12 protein-coding genes are annotated in these 17,047 nt (G+C 57.8%); 8 read left to right on the top strand and 4 right to left on the bottom strand.

The features are described from left to right. Nucleotides 1–15: 15 nt before the first annotated feature. Complete coding sequence (gene argC, locus BBB56_RS17500) at nucleotides 16–1,020, bottom strand: N-acetyl-gamma-glutamyl-phosphate reductase (protein ID WP_123802219.1); 1,005 nt, start codon at nucleotides 1,018–1,020, stop codon at nucleotides 16–18. A gap of 168 nt (nucleotides 1,021–1,188) precedes the next feature. Here argC and argE point away from each other — a divergent pair, with 168 nt between their 5' ends. The 7 genes from argE to BBB56_RS17465 all read left to right on the top strand — a co-directional run bounded on the left by argE (nucleotide 1,189) and on the right by BBB56_RS17465 (nucleotide 10,820). Beyond that, entirely contained in the window at nucleotides 1,189–2,337 is a 1,149-nt protein-coding gene (gene argE, locus BBB56_RS17495; RefSeq protein WP_123802218.1) for an acetylornithine deacetylase, read from the top strand. A gap of 284 nt (nucleotides 2,338–2,621) precedes the next feature. Then, the gene (ppc, locus tag BBB56_RS17490) at nucleotides 2,622–5,273 is read left to right on the top strand and encodes a phosphoenolpyruvate carboxylase (protein WP_123802217.1); all 2,652 of its coding nucleotides are present in this window, start codon (nucleotides 2,622–2,624) and stop codon (nucleotides 5,271–5,273) included. Nucleotides 5,274–5,425: 152 nt separating this feature from the next. After that, a complete protein-coding gene (locus BBB56_RS17485; RefSeq protein ID WP_123802216.1) occupies nucleotides 5,426–6,142 on the top strand; it encodes a DUF3053 domain-containing protein in 717 nt (238 codons plus the stop codon). Between the two features lie 433 nt (nucleotides 6,143–6,575). Continuing rightward, nucleotides 6,576–8,510, top strand: coding sequence for a PTS mannitol transporter subunit IICBA (locus BBB56_RS17480; RefSeq protein ID WP_123802215.1), 1,935 nt, complete (start codon nucleotides 6,576–6,578; stop codon nucleotides 8,508–8,510). A 94-nt stretch (nucleotides 8,511–8,604) separates the two neighbouring features. Next, the gene (mtlD, locus tag BBB56_RS17475; RefSeq protein ID WP_123802214.1) at nucleotides 8,605–9,753 is read left to right on the top strand and encodes a mannitol-1-phosphate 5-dehydrogenase; all 1,149 of its coding nucleotides are present in this window, start codon (nucleotides 8,605–8,607) and stop codon (nucleotides 9,751–9,753) included. Between the two features lie 67 nt (nucleotides 9,754–9,820). Next, the gene (gene mtlR, locus BBB56_RS17470; protein ID WP_199756255.1) at nucleotides 9,821–10,369 is read left to right on the top strand and encodes a mannitol operon repressor MtlR; all 549 of its coding nucleotides are present in this window, start codon (nucleotides 9,821–9,823) and stop codon (nucleotides 10,367–10,369) included. An 88-nt stretch (nucleotides 10,370–10,457) separates the two neighbouring features. Continuing rightward, complete coding sequence (locus BBB56_RS17465; RefSeq protein WP_123802213.1) at nucleotides 10,458–10,820, top strand: YibL family ribosome-associated protein; 363 nt, start codon at nucleotides 10,458–10,460, stop codon at nucleotides 10,818–10,820. Nucleotides 10,821–10,830: 10 nt separating this feature from the next. Here BBB56_RS17465 and BBB56_RS17460 read toward each other — a convergent pair whose 3' ends face one another. The 3 genes from BBB56_RS17460 to fdhD form a co-directional block, all read right to left on the bottom strand. Continuing rightward, nucleotides 10,831–11,793, bottom strand: coding sequence for a VirK/YbjX family protein (locus BBB56_RS17460; RefSeq protein WP_123802212.1), 963 nt, complete (start codon nucleotides 11,791–11,793; stop codon nucleotides 10,831–10,833). A gap of 184 nt (nucleotides 11,794–11,977) precedes the next feature. Continuing rightward, nucleotides 11,978–12,595: a superoxide dismutase [Mn] gene (gene sodA / locus BBB56_RS17455; RefSeq protein ID WP_123802211.1), complete on the bottom strand. Its 618-nt coding sequence runs from the start codon at nucleotides 12,593–12,595 to the stop codon at nucleotides 11,978–11,980. Nucleotides 12,596–12,778: 183 nt separating this feature from the next. Beyond that, the gene (fdhD, locus tag BBB56_RS17450) at nucleotides 12,779–13,552 is read right to left on the bottom strand and encodes a formate dehydrogenase accessory sulfurtransferase FdhD (protein ID WP_505541175.1); all 774 of its coding nucleotides are present in this window, start codon (nucleotides 13,550–13,552) and stop codon (nucleotides 12,779–12,781) included. Between the two features lie 437 nt (nucleotides 13,553–13,989). Between fdhD and fdnG the strand changes: the two genes are divergently transcribed. Then, the gene (fdnG, locus tag BBB56_RS17445) at nucleotides 13,990–17,040 is read left to right on the top strand and encodes a formate dehydrogenase-N subunit alpha (protein WP_123802209.1); all 3,051 of its coding nucleotides are present in this window, start codon (nucleotides 13,990–13,992) and stop codon (nucleotides 17,038–17,040) included. Nucleotides 17,041–17,047 lie beyond the last annotated feature (7 nt).

The following is a 17,047-nucleotide window of genomic DNA, read 5'->3' as shown; positions in this document are numbered from 1 at the left end:
ATGCATCCTTGTCCGTTAAATCAGTGACTGCGTTTCAGGGAAGCCGAAGCGAATATTCATACACTGTACCGCCTGCGATGCCGCGCCTTTCAACAGGTTATCTTCCGCCGCGACGACAATCAGATGCTCGCCCTGTACGGCGAAACCGATATCGCAGAACGGCTGGCCGATAACCGCTTTCAGCGCCGGCACGCCCTGGTCGTAAACGCGCACCAGCGGCTTGTCGTGATAGGCAGTGTGGAACGCCGCCGCCACGTCATCCTGGCTGACGCCCGGCTTCAGACGACAGGTAATGGTCGCCAGAATGCCGCGCGGGAAGCTGCCAAGATGCGGCGTGAAGATCACGGGCGTCCCCAGATGCGCCACGATCTCCGGGTGATGACGGTGATTAAACAGGCCGTACGCCGACAGGCTCACTTCGCAGAAGCTGGTCGCTACGTTAGCTTTACGACCTGCGCCGCTGACGCCGCTGGTGGCGTTGATCACCGGCCACTGCTCAAGATTCAGCAGCTCACCCTCAACGAGCGGCTTCAGCGCCAGCTGCGCGGCGGTGGGATAACATCCCGGCACCGCAACCAACTGCGCCTCTTTAATTTTCGTCTGGTTCCACTCCGCCAGACCATAGACGGCTTTGTCGAGCCAGTCGCCGTGCTGGTGCGTGAACCCGTAGAACTGCTGATAAAATCCGCCGTCGTTCACGCGGAACGCGCCGGAGAGATCGAATACCACGCAACCGGCTTTCAAAAATTCCGGCGCCAGGTCGTGGCTGACTTCGTGGGCCGTCGCGAGAAACACCACATCCACCTTGTCCGCCCACTCGGCGGCGCTGCTCAGCGGCTGTAGCGGCAGATCCACCACGCCTTTCAGCTGCGGATGCAGGTCAGACAGACGCTTTCCTGCATCCGGGCTTTGCGCTGAAACCGCCAAAGCGGTTATGTTCATATGTGGATGACGATTGAGGAAAGTGGCTAGCTCTACGCCAGCGTAACCACTGGCACCAACGATCAGCGTATTCAACATCAGGCTGTAACCCTTTTTACAGTCACACGTTCCGGGTCGCGGCCTTGCCCCGTTGCCCACGATGCCGCTTGCAGGGGATTTTTGCTTCCCAGCCAACCGGCGTTAATGTATTTTTATTCACTATTAATGCATGAATATTGATACATCCTAACTCAAGGACCGTCAACAGTGAAGACAAAATTACCGCCTTTTATCGAACTCTACCGCCAGCTGATCGCAACGCCGACCATCAGCGCGACCGATGCGGCGCTGGACCAGAGCAATGAAACTTTAATCAATTTGCTGGCAGGCTGGTTTCGCGACCTTGGCTTTAGCGTTGAGGTGCAGCCCGTGCCGGGCACGCGCCATAAATTCAACCTGCTGGCGCGCACCGGCAGCGGCGCGGGCGGCCTGCTGCTGGCCGGTCATACAGACACCGTGCCTTTTGACGATGGCCGCTGGACGCGCGACCCTTTTACGCTGACGGAACACGACAACAAGCTCTACGGCCTGGGCACTGCCGACATGAAAGGCTTCTTTGCCTTTATTCTCGACACGCTGCGCGACCTTGATCTGAGCAAACTCAGCAAGCCGCTCTATATTCTTGCCACCGCCGATGAAGAGACCACTATGGCGGGCGCGAAATATTTCTCTGAAACGGCCTCTGTCCGTCCCGACTGCGCGATTATCGGCGAACCCACCTCTCTGAAGCCGGTGCGGGCGCACAAAGGCCATCTGTCACATGTTATTCGCGTGCAGGGACAGTCAGGCCACTCCAGCGATCCGGGACGCGGCGTAAATGCCATTGAGCTGATGCACGACGCTATCGGGCATCTTATGCAGCTGCGCAATACCCTGAAGGAGCGCTACAACCACGATGGCTTCGCCATTCCTTATCCCACCATGAACTTCGGCCATATCCACGGCGGCGACGCGGCCAACCGCATCTGCGCCTGCTGTGAACTCCATATGGATATTCGCCCTCTGCCGGGCCTGACGCTGAACGATCTGGAAGGATTGCTGAACGAGTCGCTGGCGCCGGTCAGCGCACGCTGGCCGGGCCGCCTGACCGTGGGCGAGCTGCATCCGCCGATTCCGGGTTATGAATGTCCGGCCAACCACGAGCTGGTTGCGGTAGTAGAAAAACTGCTGGGCACTCCGACCGAAGTGGTGAACTACTGCACCGAAGCTCCCTTTATCCAGACGCTGTGTCCAACGCTGGTTTTAGGACCGGGATCGATCAATCAGGCGCACCAGCCGGATGAATTTATCGATACTGCATTCATTAAGCCAACGCGTTCTTTAATCGCTCAGGTTGTGCAGCATTTTTGCCACTGATACGTAATAAACAGGGCAATTAACTGTTAAGAAAGTAAATTTCCTGATTAATGCGCGGGATTTGTTGATAAGAATAACTTATCCCGCTCCCCTCAAATTAAAATCTTTGAATTTCCGCTAGTTAGGCGCATGTTACCGGGCGCTTAAGCGCATTGACGCCGCAGGGTTTACGTGGCTAGATAAAAGCCGATGTTATGCCCAATGGGCGATTGCCCATGCCGTTTCACGCGATCGTGAAAGGTGGGTATAGAAGTTTACCAAGACGATAAGGGTGTCAGGGTCACATGAACGAACAATATTCCGCAATGCGAAGTAATGTCAGTATGCTCGGCAAACTGCTCGGGGATACCATTAAGGATGCACCAGGAGAGCACATCTTTAATCAGGTGGAGACCATCCGCAAACTCTCAAAGTCATCCCGTGCGGGAAATGACACTCATCGCAAGGAACTGCTCAATACGCTGCAAAATCTGTCGAACGACGAACTCCTTCCCGTCGCGCGCGCCTTTAGCCAGTTTCTTAATCTGACCAACGTCGCCGAGCAGTATCAGACCATCTCGCGCAGCGGCGACGGCGCCAACCATCCTGAACTGCTGAAAACCACCTTTGACCGTCTGAAACAGCAGCCTGACGTCAGCGAGAGCGCTATCCGCGAAGCCATCGAGTCGCTGTCGCTGGAGCTGGTGCTGACCGCTCACCCTACGGAAATTACGCGCCGCACCCTGATTCATAAACTGGTCGAGGTTAACAGCTGCCTGAAGCAGCTCGATCACAGCGACATCTCTGACTACGAGCGCAACCAGATAATGCGCCGTCTGCGCCAGCTGGTGGCGCAGGCGTGGCACACGGACGAAATTCGTAAATACCGCCCGACGCCGATCGATGAAGCCAAATGGGGCTTCGCCGTAGTGGAAAACAGCCTGTGGGAAGGCGTGCCCGCCTTTTTGCGCGAGCTGAACGAACAGGTGGAAGAGGCTTTCGGCATCAAACTGCCGGTGGACTTTGTCCCGGTGAAATTCACCTCCTGGATGGGCGGCGACCGCGACGGCAACCCGAACGTCACCGCGACGGTAACGCGTCATGCCATGCAGCTGAGCCGCTGGAAAGCCGCCGATCTGTTTCTGCGCGACATCGGCGTGCTGATTTCTGAGCTTTCAATGTCCGAGTGCAGCGAAGAGGTTCGCGAGCTGTGCGGCGATCCAGAGGCCATCGAACCTTACCGCGTTATTCTGAAGCGTATCCGCAGCCAGCTGATGAATACGCAGGCTTATCTTGAGCGCCGCCTGAAGGGCGAGCGTCTGCCGCGCCCCGCCGACCTGCTTATCTCTAACGATCAGCTGTGGACGCCGCTTTACGCCATCTATCAGTCGCTGCAACAGTGCGACATGGGCATTATCGCCAACGGTCAGCTGCTGGATACGCTGCGCCGCGTGAAGTGCTTCGGCGTGCCGCTGGTGCGCATCGATCTGCGTCAGGAGAGCACGCGCCATACCGAGGCGATTGCCGAAGTCACGCGCTATCTCGGTCTTGGCGACTACGAAAGCTGGTCAGAAGCAGATAAGCAGGCCTTCCTGGTGCGCGAGCTGAACTCCAAACGTCCGCTGCTGCCGCGCCACTGGGAGCCGAGCGATGAGACGCGGGAAGTGCTGGAAACCTGCCGTGTCGCTGCTGAAGCGCCGCAGGGTTCTATCGCCGCCTACGTGATCTCAATGGCGAAAACGCCCTCTGACGTGCTGGCGGTGCATCTGCTGCTGAAAGAGGCGGGCATCACCTTCGCCATGCCGGTCGCCCCGCTGTTTGAAACGCTCGACGATCTCAACAACGCCAACGACGTGATGAGCCAGCTGCTGAGCATCGACTGGTATCGCGGCTTTATTCAGGGCAAACAGATGGTCATGATCGGCTACTCTGACTCGGCGAAAGACGCAGGCGTGATGGCGGCCAGCTGGGCGCAGTATCAGGCGCAGGACGCCCTGATAAAAACCTGTGAAAAAGCGGGCATCGCGCTGACGCTGTTCCACGGACGCGGCGGCAGTATTGGTCGCGGCGGCGCGCCGGCGCACGCGGCGCTGCTGTCGCAGCCGCCGGGCAGTCTGAAAGGCGGCCTGCGCGTGACCGAACAGGGCGAGATGATCCGCTTTAAATATGGTCTGCCGGAAGTCACCATCGCCAGCCTGTCGCTCTATACCGGCGCGATCCTGGAAGCGAACCTGCTGCCGCCGCCGGAGCCGAAGCAAGAGTGGCACAGCATTATGGATCAGCTCTCCGCCCACTCCTGCGCCATGTATCGCGGCTACGTGCGCGAAAATCCAGAGTTTGTGCCTTACTTCCGTTCCGCTACGCCGGAGCAGGAGCTGGGCAAACTGCCGCTCGGCTCGCGCCCGGCGAAACGTCGTCCGACCGGCGGCGTCGAATCGCTGCGCGCCATCCCGTGGATTTTCGCCTGGACGCAGAACCGTCTGATGTTGCCCGCCTGGCTCGGCGCAGGCGCGGCCCTGCAAAAGGCGATGGAAGAGGGACATCAGGATCAGCTGGAAGCCATGTGTCGTGACTGGCCCTTCTTCTCCACGCGCCTGGGCATGCTGGAGATGGTGTTCGCCAAAGCTGACCTGTGGCTGGCGGAATACTACGACCAGCGTCTGGTGGACAAAGCGCTCTGGCCGCTGGGTAAACAGCTGCGCGACCAGCTGGATGCTGACATCAAAGCGGTGCTGACCATTGCCAATGACGCCCACCTGATGGCCGACCAGCCCTGGATCGCCGAATCCATCGCGCTGCGCAACGTCTACACCGATCCGCTCAACGTCTTGCAGGCGGAGCTGCTTCAGCGCTCCCGCGCGCAGGAAGCGCGCGGCGAAGAGGTCGACCCGCGCGTCGAGCAGGCGCTGATGGTGACGATCGCGGGCGTCGCCGCGGGAATGCGCAATACCGGCTAATCCGGCTTTCTCATCCGGGCAGGTCCCTGCCCGGATACCTGCTGCGCCGCGCGTGTTTCACGCGCGCAGGCGTTGTGCCTGGCGGCTACTTTGCTCTATTCTTTAGGACCATTCCTCGGTTCGACCTATTTTCATTTACAGGAGTTGCCCTTATGGCTTCAGGAATTTCTCGCGTCTGGATGCGCACCGGCATGCTGTTCAGTGCCGCGTTGCTGATGTTTAGCCTCACTGCATGCGGCGATAAAGAGGGCGATCAGCGCAAAGCCTTTATCGATTTTTTGCAAAATACCGTGATGCGCAGCGGCGAGCACCTGCCAAGCCTGAGCGAAAACCAGAAGCAGAACTTTGGCAAATACGCGGGCGATTACGCCATTATTTACGGCTTTTCGCAGCAGGTGAATAAAGCGGTAGACCAGGGAATGCGTCCGGTTGTGGATGAGCTGTCGGCGATTCACGTCCCCCAGGATTATCTGACGCGCCGCGAATCGCTGCGCCAGGCAAACGGCGCGCTGGTAATTGTCACGCAGCAGCTGGAGAGCGCTAAAATGCAGGCGGACAGCAGCAAAGCCGCGCTCAAGCAGGAAGAGGATCTGAAGAAGGTCTATGACGGCGTTTACGACAAAGTCGTCACGCAGCCCGCAAATCAACTGGTGCCTTTGCTGCCGAAACTTCAGGCGTTGAGCCAGGGCGCGGTAGAAGCAGGCGACTTCCTGCAACAACAAGGCACGCGCGTCACCTTCAATAACAGCGCCGTTCAGTTCCCGACGCAGGATCAGGTTACGCAGTATAACGCGCTGATGAGCACCCTTTCCGCTAACGCGCAGGCATTAAATCAGGCGCAGGCCGCCGTTCAGAGCGGTTTGCAATAACGTCTTTCAGAGGCAGGCGACCCGTCTGCCTCTGCTCTCTTCGCTTATCTCTTTTCAGTTTTTTCTCAGGCTTCCCCAGACTGTGATCGGACGCATTTTGACCCGCAAATTCTTTGTGATCTTAGTCACATATATGAAACAAAACGAACATAATAAAAAGTGACTTTCATCACATTTAGCCCGGTTTCCTGCTGAAAAAATGTGCGCTGGCGCTTTTTTATACCTCTGAACTGTGATCTACTTCACTAAAAAACACCCCGAACCCACCAAAAATCAGTGACCGAGATCACACTTAATCCGACCGCTACGCAGCGTCATATTCGCGTGATAGAGTCCGCGTGCATACAGTAATAGCGACGGCTTGCTGCCTCGCTGGCCTAACAAAAACAAACGCGCTCTCTTATTGCAGCGCGTCTCGATAAGGGGTGGGTTTATGTCCTCATCAGTCAAGGTCAAGGTCCAGAGCTTTGGCCGCTTTCTGAGTAACATGGTGATGCCTAACATCGGTGCGTTTATCGCCTGGGGTATCATTACTGCACTGTTCATCCCAACCGGATGGATTCCAAACGAAACGCTGGCCAAGCTGGTCGGGCCGATGATCACCTATCTGCTGCCGCTGCTGATCGGTTTCACCGGCGGGCGTCTGGTCGGCGGCGATCGCGGCGGCGTGGTCGGCGCGATTACCACTATGGGCGTGATTGTCGGCGCCGATATGCCGATGTTCCTCGGCGCAATGATTGCCGGTCCGCTGGGCGGCTGGGCGATTAAATCTTTCGACCGCGCGATCGACGGCAAGATCAAAAGCGGCTTCGAGATGCTGGTTAACAACTTCTCTGCCGGTATTATCGGCATGGTGCTGGCCCTGATCGCCTTCATGGCTATCGGTCCGCTGGTGGAAGCTCTGTCGCATATCCTTGCCGCAGGCGTGAACCTGATGGTGCAGAACAACCTGCTGCCGCTGACCTCTATCTTTGTTGAACCGGCGAAAATCCTGTTCCTCAATAATGCCATCAACCACGGCATCTTCTCGCCGCTGGGCATCCAGCAGGCCAGCGAAGCAGGCAAATCCATCTTCTTCCTGATCGAAGCGAACCCAGGCCCAGGTATGGGCGTGCTGGTGGCCTATATGATCTTTGGCCGCGGCAGCGCGAGACAATCTGCGGGCGGCGCCGCGATCATCCACTTCCTCGGCGGGATTCACGAAATCTACTTCCCGTATGTCCTGATGGCGCCGCGTCTGCTGCTGGCGGTTATCCTCGGCGGTATGACCGGCGTATTTACGCTGACGCTGCTGCATGGCGGCCTGGTCTCTCCGGCCTCGCCGGGTTCAATCCTGGCCGTTCTGGCAATGACGCCGAAAGGCACCTACTTTGCCAATATCACCGCCATCGTCGCCGCCTTTGCCGTTTCATTCGTGGTCGCTTCCGTGCTGCTGAAAACCAGCAAAGTGAAAGAAGATGATGACATTGAGGCCGCGACTAAGCGTATGCAGGATATGAAAGCGCAGTCGAAAGGTCAGGCTGTCGCCGGCGCGCCAGCCGTTGCCGATGCGAACAGCGTTGACGTCAGCCACGTGCGTAAAATCATTGTCGCCTGCGACGCCGGTATGGGTTCCAGCGCAATGGGCGCTGGCGTGTTGCGTAAGAAAGTGCAGGATGCCGGTTTAGGCAACGTGTCGGTAACCAATAGCGCGATTAACTCGCTGCCGGGCGATGTTGACCTGGTGATTACTCATCGCGATCTTACCGAGCGCGCAATGCGTCAGGCGCCGCAGGCGCAGCATATCTCGCTGAATAACTTCCTCGACAGCGCGCTCTACACCAACCTGACTGAGCGTCTGGTTGCCGCGAACCGCAGCGAAGCGCACCGCGAAACCGTACAGAGCGCGCTGGCGGACAGCTACGATAACAGCGGCGCCCATCTGTTCAAACTGGGCGCGGACAACGTCTTCCTCGGCCTGACCGCCAGCAACAAAGAGCAGGCGATTCGCTTTGCCGGCGAGCAACTGGTAAAAGGCGGCTACGTTCAGCCGGAATATGTCGACGCGATGCTGGCGCGCGAACAGCTCACGCCAACCTACCTCGGCGAATCTATCGCCGTGCCGCACGGGACGGTGGAAGCGAAAGATCGCGTATTGAAAACCGGCGTAGTGTTCTGTCAGTATCCACAGGGCGTGCTGTTCGGCGAAGACGCGGATGACGTGGCGCGTCTGGTCATCGGTATTGCGGCGCGTAACAACGAACATATTCAGGTCATTACCAGCCTGACCAACGCGCTGGACGACGAAAGCGTGATTGAGAAGCTGGCGCACACCACCAGCGTGCAGGAAGTCCTGGATCTGCTGTCAGGCAGCCCGGCTACCGCCTAAACGTCCTGCATGATTTTCCCTGGGGCGGGTATGCCCGTCCCGATTTGCGGGGCGGATATGCCCGCCCCATCGTCATTTGATATGGGTCAATATTATGAAAGCGTTACATTTTGGAGCAGGTAATATCGGTCGTGGTTTCATCGGCAAGCTGCTGGCGGATGCAGGCATTGAGCTGGTCTTTGCCGATGTCAATCAGGTGGTGCTGGACGCACTGAACGCGCGTCATGAGTATCCCGTTCATGTGGTTGGCGAGCAGGCGAAAGTAGACATCGTAACCGGCGTCAGCGCGGTCAACAGCACCAGCGATGAGATCGTGACGCTGGTGGCGGAGGTCGATCTGGTGACCACGGCGGTAGGCCCGCAAATTCTTGAGCGCATCGCAGGCAGCCTGGCGAAAGGTCTGGCGCAGCGCCATGACAACGGCAATACCCAGCCGCTGAATATTATTGCCTGTGAAAACATGGTGCGCGGCACCAGCCAGCTAAAGCAGCACGTGCTGAAAGCGCTGCCTGAACAGTATCATACCTGGATCGAACAGCACGTCGGCTTCGTCGACTCGGCGGTAGACCGCATCGTGCCGCCCTCTGAGGCGGGCAGCAAGGATCCGCTGGAAGTCACGGTAGAAACCTTCAGCGAGTGGATCGTTGATAAAACCCAGTTCAAAGGCGAGCTGCCCACTATTGCGGGCATGGAGCTGACCGATAACCTGATGGCGTTCGTCGAGCGCAAACTCTTTACCCTAAATACCGGCCACGCCATTACCGCTTACCTCGGCCAGCTGGCGGGTCATCAGACCATTCGCGACGCCATTCTGGACGAGAAAATCCGTGCGGTGGTAAAAGGCGCAATGCAAGAGAGCGGAGCGGTATTGATCAAGCGCTACGGCTTTGACGCCGACAAGCACGCCGCCTATATCGAGAAAATTCTTGGCCGCTTTGAGAACCCCTATCTGAAAGATGATGTCGAACGCGTTGGCCGCCAGCCGCTGCGTAAGTTGAGCGCAGGCGATCGCCTGATCAAGCCGACGCTGGGAACGCTGGAGTACCAGCTGCCTAACGCGAATCTGGTGCAGGGCATCGCGGCCGCGATGCGCTACCGCAGCGCGCAGGATCCGCAGGCCCAGGAGCTGGAAGCGCTGCTGAATGAGAAAGGTCCGCAGGCCACGCTGGCGCAGGTGTCCGGTCTGGATGCCAACAGCGACGTCGTGGCCGCAGCGGTTAGCGCCTACAACGCAATGGCATAAGAGACGCGTGCCAGTCACGCAAAAGTGGTACGGGCGCGGTCAGGCTGCGCCCGTTGACGGTAGTGGAATGTTGCAGGCGACAATGGAAGAAAAGCAGGCTTTTGAAAACCGGGTGCTGGAGCGCCTCAACGCCGGTCGCTCGGTGAGAAGCTTTCTGATCGCCGCCGTAGAGCTGTTGGCCGAAGCGGTCAATCTGCTGGTATTACAGGTATTTCGCAAAGACGACTATGCGGTGAAATATGCGGTAGAGCCGCTGTTACTGGGCGATGGGCCTCTTGGTGAGCTGCCGGTGCGTCTTAAGCTGATTTACGGCCTGGGGGTTATCAGCCGCCACGAGTATGAAGATTGCGAGCTGCTGCTGGCGCTGCGCGAAGAGCTTAACCACGATCAGGGCGACTATCGCTTTACGGACGACGAGATCCTCGGTCCCTTTCGCGAACTGCACTGCGTGGCCGCCTGGCCGCCGCAGCCGGATTTTCACCCTGACGACGCCGAGCTGCGCGCCATGCAGCAGCAGCGCTATCTGCAAATGGTACGCTCGACCATGGTGCTTTCCCTGACTGAATTGATCTCACGAATCAGCCTGAAACAGGCGTTTAAACGTCCTGGCAGCTAAGGCCAGGCGCGCCCTTCTCTGCGGATGAACGCGTATCCGCGCGACTTTTCGTGTATCCTTTGCCTGTTTTCCACTACGAGTTTCCGCCATGAAAGAGCAAGAAAAAGCCGAAATTAAGCGTCTGAGCGATCAGCTGGACGCCCTGAACCGTAAAGAGCCGCAGCTGCTGGAAGCGGGCGACGCTGAGAAACTGGGCGCGCTGCTGAAAGAGAAAGAGGCGCTGGTTACCGAAATCGAACGTCTGCGCGACAAGCTCGACGACAAACTGAGCAAAGAAGCGCAGAAGCTGATGGACCTGCCGTTCAGCCGTGAAATCACCCGCAAAGAGCAGGCCGACATGGGCACGCTGAAGAAAAGCGTGCGCGGCCTGGTCGTGGTGCACCCGATGACGGCGCTGGGTCGCGAGATGGGTCTGAAAGTCATGACCGGCTTCGCGAAAAAGCCGTTCTGACCCCCCAGGATCAGGCAGCCGCCTGATCCGCCGCGCGCTGGCCAGCAGCGGTTAACATCTGCTCTGTCAGCGCGTCCAGCAGCGCATAACGTCGGCGATACTCCGCGCGTTTCTTGCTGGCGATCTCCTCCAGCGCTTTACGCGGCACGCTGAGCGGTAGCTGAAACAGCCCATCCTGACGCTCTGTTCCGCCGAGCGAGATCCAGAACTCGCTATAACTGGCAAAGAAGTGATCGCTTTTGCTGTGGCGATAGCGCAGGCTGCGAAACACATGGGTCGCATCGCCGACGGCAACGATGTTTTCCACGGCGCACTGCCGCGCCAGAATAAAAACCGCCTCCATCAGGATACGTTTAGGAAACAGACCGTGCGCGGCTTTGGTCGCTTCGCGGATCACCTCATTTGAAATATGCTTACGCGGCCCCTGCAATCCGCCAATTAATAAGGTGCGCTGTTTACTCTCATTAATTAACGAAAAAGAGAGCGAGGCAATTGTCGCCTCCTGATAGCGCAGCACCAGCGTTATTTCCCCCTCGCGATCAAAACGCCCCGGACAGGAGAAAAGCGCAAAGCACTCCTCGTTTTTACCGCGCAGCGTCGCCAGCAGGTTTTCGCCGGCACTTTGTAGCAGCTGGCGTAGCCTGATATTCTGCAAGGCAGCTACCTGCTGGTAGTGATCGAGAATGGCCTGCGCGCGCTCGGCGACGCTCATTCCGGCGCGCAAATAGGGGCGATGCGGTTTCGCAGGTAATAGCCCCTGTACGCTCATTACCTGGGCTAAATCGGGGAGCCTCGACAGCTGGCGTAAATAGCTCAGCGTCGTAACGGGAAACGCCAGCGATCTTAAGGCAAATTTCACACGGAAATTTTTACTCAACCACAGTTTATTCGGAATATATTTGCCGCTGATTAACTGCAAAAACAGCGAAGCCGACGACTCTGTGGCCGGCGAGTGCGTAGTTATAATGGACACGATGTAACATCCTCTGGTGGAATGTTACTAAGCCTACCGGGGCAAAGCTCAACGGTTGATTAATGTGGTAAAAGGTAAAATACGAACTGCACGAATGTTTAACTGCGGTTTAATAAAAGGATTTTAAGCAATAAAAAAACCGGCGAAGCGATGCGCCGGTTTTTTGTCTTACTGGATAAGACGATTATTTTGCTGAAGCGAAACGCGCTGCGGCTTCGTCCCAGTTCACCACGTTCCAGAACGCCTTGATATAGTCAGGACGTTTGTTCTGGAATTTCAGGTAGTAGGCGTGCTCCCACACGTCCAGGCCCAGAATCGGGAAGCCAGAGGTGCCGGAAATGGCTTCGCCCATCAGCGGGTTGTCCTGGTTAGCGGTAGAAACCACGGCCAGCTTGTCGCCTTGTTTCACCAGCCACGCCCAGCCTGAACCAAAGCGGGTTGCGGCAGCTTTCTCGAACGCTTCCTGGAATTTCTCAACGCTGCCGAAATCTTTTTCAATCGCGGCTTTCAGGTCGCCCTGAAGCGTGGTGCCGGTTTTCAGGCCTTTCCAGAACAGGCTGTGGTTAGCGTGGCCGCCTGCGTTGTTGCGCAGTACGGTTTTTTTGTCTGCCGGAACCTGATCCAGTTTAGTGATCAGCTCGTCAACCGGCAGGTCAGCAAATTCGGTGCCTTCCAGCGCTGCGTTAGCATTGTTAACGTAGGTCTGGTGATGCTTAGTGTGATGGATTTCCATCGTCTGCTTGTCGAAATGCGGTTCCAGTGCGTCGTAGGCGTAAGGCAGGGATGGCAGTGAATAACTCATGTTCTTCCTCTCCATATCATATTTGGGCGGCAACGCCAGGGGCGCGCCGCGTAAGCAGTCGAACCATTATAGTTAAATTCATGATCCGGAAAAGGGTAATCAATGCCCCATTAAACATAAGGAATAGCGAAATCCGGCATAAGCAAACCGTTGTTTTTACAGCCCACCGGCACTAAACCCGGCTCAGCGCAGCCGCTGCGGATGCGTATACACCGTGGCGCGTCCCGGTTTACTGAAGCCGACCAGCGTCAGGTTGCAACGCTGCGCCACCTCGACAGCGAGACGCGTGGCCGCCGACACCGCAAACAGGATCTCTACGCCGCACATGGCGGACTTTTGCACCATTTCATAGCTGGCGCGGCTGGAGACCAGTACGGCCCCGTCGCCCCAGCTGGCGCGACTGCGATAGCCGAGCAGCTTATCGAGCGCGACGTGCCGCCCCACATCTTCGCAGCCGCCCGCCAGTTCGCCGTCCGGACGTATCCAGGCCGCCGCATGGGTGCAGCCGGTCTGCTGGCCTACAGGCTGAAAGCTTTTTAACTGGCCTAAGCCGCGATCCAGCTGCGCCAGATCGAAGGTCTGCGTAAAGGGCAGCGGCTGTACCGGCTTGCCGATCTGCTCCAGCTGCTCCACCCCGCATACGCCGCAGCCGGTACGCCCTGCCAGCGCGCGGCGCTGCTCTTTCAGCGCCATAAAGCGCCGACTGGAAAGCTCGATCTGCACTTCAATACCGTTACAGCCAGGCACCACGTCCAGGCCGAAAATGTCGCCCGGCGCGTCAATAATGCCTTCCGACAGAGAAAAGCCGATGGCGAACGCCTCCAGATCTTTTGGCGTCGTCATCATCACCACATGGGAGATACCGTTGTAAACCAGCGCCACCGGGACTTCATCCGCCAGCCAGTCAGACTGAGGCTGCGTTAAGCTAGCGCGCTGCCATACCAGCGCTTCGCTGATCCCGTCCTGAAATGTTAAATTTTCGCCTGAAGGTTGAGATAGGGATTTCAAGAATGTCTACCCGTCGTTAACAAGAATGTAAATCATGCGCTGCTGAACATCAGGCGCTGCGTGGACCAATTTTGCGCTCTTGCCTCGCGCAGCGCAAAAAAAACACTATACAAATTATGCTGCCATTGCCCGCTGCGCCTGCCCTGTCGCTGTAAATGAGAACGATTCCTTATCCACAATTAACATCGTATTTCATAAGACAACAGGTTTCTTTTTACCTGCTGAAAAAAACGCCACCCCGCTCGCACTCTACCTAAAGAGTGTTAAACAGAATTTAAAAAAGCTTTATTAAGCACTGCCTTATTGACCTTCATCAAATAAGTCCGAAAGAGGACTGCTATTTTGCATAGCTTCGCAATGGAGCTGATTGATAAAGAAGAAAGATAATGCAAATTACCAGACGAAGTTTTTTTAAGATTTGCGCCGGAGGCATGGCAGGGACCAGTGCGGCGTTATTAGGGTTTGCTCCTGAAACGGCTCTGGCCAGCATCCGGGAATATAAGCTGGTTCGCGCCAGAGAAACCCGTAACAACTGTACCTATTGCTCGGTTGGCTGCGGCATGCTGATTTACAGCCTCGGCGACGGCGCTAAAAACGCCCGCTCAGCCATCTACCACATCGAGGGCGATCCCGATCACCCGGTAAGCCGCGGCTCTCTTTGCCCGAAAGGCGCGGGCGTACTCGACTATATTCACAGCGATCAGCGATTAAAATACCCTGAATATCGCGCGCCCGGCAGCGACAAGTGGCAGCGTATCAGCTGGGAGGAGGCGTTCGAACGCATCGCCCGCCTGATGAAGCAGGATCGCGACGCGCACTTCCAGCAGACCAACGCCGCAGGTCTCACGGTCAACCGCTGGCCGACGACCTCCATGTTCTGTTCGTCGGCGGCCAGCAACGAAACCGGCCTGCTCGACCATAAATTCGCCCGTGCGCTGGGTATCGTCGCGCTGGAGAACCAGGCCCGACTGTGCCACGGGCCAACGGTTGCCGCGCTGGCGCCCAGCTTTGGCCGCGGCGCAATGACCAACAACTGGAACGATATTAAAAACGCCAACGTCGTGCTGATCATGGGCGGCAATCCGGCGGAAGCGCATCCGGTCGGCTTTAAATGGGTGATCGAAGCGAAAACCCATAATAACGCGCAGGTAATTGTGGTCGATCCGCGCTTTAACCGTTCGGCATCGGTCGCCGACCTCTATGCGCCGCTGCGTGCGGGCAGCGACGTCACCTTCCTGATGGGCGTCATTAACTATCTGCTGCAACACAACCAGATTCAGCAGCAGTACGTGCGCGCCTTTACCAACGCCGCGCTAATCGTCAGTGAAGGTTACAGCTTCAAAGATGGCCTGTTTAGCGGCTACGATCCGCAAACGCGTCAGTACGATCGCGGCAGCTGGCAGTATGAGCTGGATGAAAAGGGACAGGCGCGCCGCGACGACAGCCTCAGCCACCCGCGCTGCGTGCTGAACCTACTGAAAGTCCATGCCAGCCGCTACACGCCGGAAATGGTAGAGCGTCTGTGCGGCACGCCGCAGGCGACCTTCCTCTCTGTCTGTGAGCAGCTCGCCTCCACCAGCGCCACCAACCGCACCGCCACCATCCTCTACGCGCTGGGCTGGACGCATCACACCAACGGCGCGCAGATTATCCGCACCGCGGCGATGATTCAGCTGCTGCTCGGCAATATCGGCATGCCCGGCGGCGGCATCAACGCGCTGCGCGGCCACTCTAACGTACAGGGCTATACCGATCTCGGCCTGCTGGCGCAGAGCCTGCCGGGCTATCTGCCGCTGCCGTCGGAAAAAACGCCGACGCTGGCGGACTATCTGCAAAAAGCGACGCCCGTCGCGCCGCTGGCGGGACAGGTCAACTACTGGCAGAACACCGATAAATTCTTTGTCAGCCTGATGAAAAGCTTCTATGGCGATAACGCCACGGCGGAAAATCAGTGGGGCTATGACTGGCTGCCTAAGTGGGACAAAAGCTACGACTGCATGGCGCAGGCAGAGATGATGGAACAGGGCGAGATGAACGGGGCCATTATCCAGGGCTTTAACCTGCTGGCCGCTTTCCCGAACAAAAACAAAGCGTGCCGCGCGCTTTCTCGCCTGAAATATATGGTGGTGATCGATCCGCTCAGCACCGAAACCGCCAGCTTCTGGCAGTCGCACGGTGAATTTAACGACGTTGATCCGGCGCAAATCGACACGGAAGTGTTCCGCCTGCCCTCTTCCTGTTTCGCAGAAGAAGATGGTTCAGTCGCTAACTCCTCGCGCTGGCTTCAGTGGCACTGGGCGGCCGCCGAGCCGCCGGGCGAAGCGCTGCACGACGGCAAGATCCTCGGCAACCTCTTTTTACGCCTGCGCGAACTCTATCAAAAAGAGGGCGGCGTCGCGCCAGATCCGCTGATGGCGATGAGCTGGGATTACCGTAACCCCGCCGATCCATCGCCGGAAGAGGTGGCGCAGGAGAGTAACGGCCGCGCATTACAGGACGTCTATGACGCCAGCGGCAAGCTGCTGCTGAAAAAAGGCCAGCAGCTCAGCTCCTTTGCCGAACTGCGTAACGACGGCACCACCGCCAGCGGCTGCTGGATTTATAGCGGCAGCTGGACGCCGCAAGGCAACCAGATGGCGCGCCGCGATAACGCCGACCCGTCAGGTCTGGGCGCGGTGTCCGGCTGGGCCTGGGCCTGGCCCGCCAACCGCCGCATCCTGTATAACCGCGCCTCTGCCGACGAGCAGGGCAAAGCCTGGGATCCAGGCCGTCGCCTGATTGAATGGGACGGGCAGCGCTGGCACGGCATCGACGTTCCTGATTATCCGCTGACCCTTGCGCCGCAGCAGAAAGCCGGACCCTTTATTATGCAGCCCGACGGCATGGGCCATCTGTTCGCGCTCGATAAAATGGCCGATGGTCCTTTCCCTGAGCACTATGAACCGATGGAAAGCCCGCTCGACGCCAACCCGCTGCATCCGCAGCAGAGCCACAGCCCGGTGGCGCGCCTCTTTGCGCGTGACGCCGAAGAGCTGGGCGAGGCGGCCCAGTATCCCTGCGTCGCCACCACCTACTCCATTACCGAGCTGTTCCGCCACTGGACCAAACACGCCCTGCTGAACGCCATTGCGCAGCCAGAGCAGTTCGTCGAGATTGGCGAGGAGCTGGCAGCGGAAAAAGGCATCAAGGCGGGCGACAGCGTCAAAGTGTCATCCCGACGCGGCTATATCAAAGCGAAGGCGGTGGTCACGCGACGGTTGCAGCGCCTCACCATCGACGGCAAGCCGATCGATACCGTCGGCATTCCCTGTCACTGGGGTTTTGAAGGCGCGGCGCGCAAAGGCTTTCTTGCCAATACGCTGACGCCGTCAGTGGGCGATGCCAACTCGCAAACGCCCGAATATAAAGGTTTTTTAGTGAAAATAGAGAAGGCGTAACGGAGAA

This window comes from Candidatus Pantoea deserta, from assembly GCF_003813865.1.
Lineage (GTDB): Bacteria > Pseudomonadota > Gammaproteobacteria > Enterobacterales > Enterobacteriaceae > Pantoea > Pantoea deserta.
This window is presented reverse-complemented; position numbering and strand designations above follow the sequence as displayed.

What these genes read in the sequence shown, in the direction of transcription:
- argC (WP_123802219.1), bottom strand. Translation starts at nt 1,020, where the DNA reads ATGTTGAATACGCTGATCGTTGGTGCCAGTGGTTACGCTGGCGTAGAG.
- ppc (WP_123802217.1), top strand. Translation starts at nt 2,622, where the DNA reads ATGAACGAACAATATTCCGCAATGCGAAGTAATGTCAGTATGCTCGGC.
- BBB56_RS17485 (WP_123802216.1), top strand. Translation starts at nt 5,426, where the DNA reads ATGGCTTCAGGAATTTCTCGCGTCTGGATGCGCACCGGCATGCTGTTC.
- BBB56_RS17480 (WP_123802215.1), top strand. Translation starts at nt 6,576, where the DNA reads ATGTCCTCATCAGTCAAGGTCAAGGTCCAGAGCTTTGGCCGCTTTCTG.
- mtlD (WP_123802214.1), top strand. Translation starts at nt 8,605, where the DNA reads ATGAAAGCGTTACATTTTGGAGCAGGTAATATCGGTCGTGGTTTCATC.
- mtlR (WP_199756255.1), top strand. Translation starts at nt 9,821, where the DNA reads ATGTTGCAGGCGACAATGGAAGAAAAGCAGGCTTTTGAAAACCGGGTG.
- BBB56_RS17465 (WP_123802213.1), top strand. Translation starts at nt 10,458, where the DNA reads ATGAAAGAGCAAGAAAAAGCCGAAATTAAGCGTCTGAGCGATCAGCTG.
- sodA (WP_123802211.1), bottom strand. Translation starts at nt 12,595, where the DNA reads ATGAGTTATTCACTGCCATCCCTGCCTTACGCCTACGACGCACTGGAA.
- fdnG (WP_123802209.1), top strand. Translation starts at nt 13,990, where the DNA reads ATGCAAATTACCAGACGAAGTTTTTTTAAGATTTGCGCCGGAGGCATG.